We start from the raw sequence: 2,070 nt of genomic DNA on the forward strand, positions 1-2,070 counted from the left end.
CTTTCGGCTACAACCGCTCGCTCGACGCTGTGCAGGCGGCGCAGGCCGACGGCTTCGACGCGACCGAAAACATCGACGAGGCGCTGTCACGAGCCGCGATCAGCAAAGCCCTGATCGTGCTCGCGGTGCCCGTGCCTGCGCTGCCGATGATGTTGGGCCATATTCGCGATATCGCCCCAGACTGCCCGCTGACCGACGTGACCAGCGTGAAGGGTTGCGTCCTTGACGAGATTCGATCCTTCGGGCTCTTGGACCACTTCGTCGGAGGGCATCCGATGGCCGGTACCGCACGATCGGGCTGGGCCGCTGGCAATGCCCGGCTCTTCGTCGGGGCGCCGTGGGTGATCAGCGTCGACGATCACGTCGACGTCGACGTGTGGACGATGGTGATGGAGCTGGCGCTCGACTGCGGCGCGGTGGTGGTCCCTGCCCGATCCGACGAACATGACGCCGCGGCGGCGACCATTTCCCACCTGCCGCATCTGCTCGCCGAGGCCCTCGCCATCACCGCCGGTGAAGTACCGCTGGCGTTCGCGTTGGCCGCCGGATCGTTCCGCGACGGCACCCGGGTCGCGGCCACCGCACCAGATCTTGTTCGGGCCATGTGTGAGGCCAACTCCGACCAGCTGCTGCCGGTGCTGGAGCGCACGCTCGACCTGCTGAATCACGCCCGCGACGCGCTAGCGGCCAAGGGCCCGCTGGCCGAGCTCGTTGAAGCAGGGCATGCCGCGCGGGTGCGTTACGACAGCTTCAGCCGGCCCGAGATTGTCACCATCGTCCTCGGGGCGGACAGCTGGCGCGAGGAACTCGCCGCCGCCGGCCGGGCGGGCGGGGTGATCAGATCCGCGCTGCCAGTCCTGGGTAGTCGAGGATGAACCCGTCGGAGTCGACGGTGATCGTGGTGTCGGCAACCGGGGAATGCAGTTTGATGCCGTCGGGCGCGCTGCTGTAGGAGATCACCGCCGTAGCGACCGAAACCTCCGGCAGCCGCACGTATACCACCGGACAGGTGACCGAGTCGTTGCGCGCATACAGGCCGGTCCGACGGATCGGCAGCGCGTTGAAGAACGGGCTGAAAATCACGTCGACATCGAGCGCGCCGTCATAGTCCGCGCGTTTGGTCTGGCCGGTGTGATCCTGCACCAGCCACATGTTCTCCTCGTCGCGGGCGATCGACAGCTGGCGTTCCCGCTCGGCGAGTGTGACCGTCAGGGAGAGTCGCTTCGTGCCGCCGGCCTCGTCGGTGACGAGGTCGTAGGAGGCGGAGAACGCCGGATGCGAAGCGGTGGCGGCGGCGACGATTCTGCCGTAGGCCTTGATGCGGTTGCCAGACAGCTGGACCCGCACCGATTCCATCCGCGGAACGTCATGCGCGCGCCAAGTCAAGATCGCGGGCCAGGGCCCTTCTTTCGCATCTGAGCGGGCTGCTTCACTCACCCCTCCACCGTAGGCGAAGGATCCCCTCGTTCGTAACGTGCATTTGAAGTGGTTTTCACCAAAGATCCCGATTCGAGGGCGACCTCGTCACCGAGCAGCGGTTGCGGCATGCCCCGAACCCTTTGCAGCCGGCCCGAGCCGGGCACAGACGCCCACACCGCGAAAGCCAGCGCCGCGTCGAGGATCAACGCCAGCGCCGTGACCATCAACGCCCCGACCAACGCGATATGGAACTCCCTCACCTTGATGCCGTCGATCAGGTAGCGGCCGAGGCCGCCGAGGCTGGCATACGCAGCGACGGTCGCGGTGGCCACGATCTGCAGCGTGGCCGTTCGCAGCCCGCCGAGGATCAATGGCAGCGCGTTGGGCACCTCGACCCGCAACAGCACCCGCGTCTCGGTCATACCCATCGAGCGAGCCGCATCGATCACGGCGCGGTCGACGTTCGCGATGCCGGCATAGGTGCCCGCCAGCAGAGGAGGGATGCCGAGCAGCATCAGCGCCACGGTCGGCGGCACCAGCCCGAGACCCCACAGCAGCACGCCGAGCAGCAGCACACCAAGCGTCGGCAGGGCCCGCAGCGCATTGACACCCGTCACGATGAGGAACGTTCCGCGGCCGGTGTGCCCGATG

3 protein-coding genes are annotated in these 2,070 nt (G+C 67.3%); 1 reads left to right on the forward strand and 2 read right to left on the reverse strand.

The window, feature by feature from the left end:
• On the forward strand, positions 1-875 hold an 875-nt coding region (locus VFH65_RS14745), incomplete at its 5' end, for a prephenate dehydrogenase (RefSeq protein WP_353322430.1).
• Here the strand turns inward: VFH65_RS14745 and VFH65_RS14750 are convergent.
• Both VFH65_RS14750 and VFH65_RS14755 read right to left on the reverse strand, forming a co-directional pair.
• Complete coding sequence (locus VFH65_RS14750) at positions 838-1,437, reverse strand: putative glycolipid-binding domain-containing protein (protein WP_353322431.1); 600 nt, start codon at positions 1,435-1,437, stop codon at positions 838-840. The two genes, VFH65_RS14745 and VFH65_RS14750, sit on opposite strands and share 38 nt — an antisense overlap.
• The coding region (locus VFH65_RS14755) for an ABC transporter permease (RefSeq protein WP_353322432.1) at positions 1,434-2,070 on the reverse strand (637 nt) is incomplete at its 5' end. The genes VFH65_RS14750 and VFH65_RS14755, both read right to left, overlap by 4 nt.

The organism is Mycobacterium sp. (genome assembly GCF_035697385.1).
Classification (GTDB): domain Bacteria; phylum Actinomycetota; class Actinomycetes; order Mycobacteriales; family Mycobacteriaceae; genus Mycobacterium.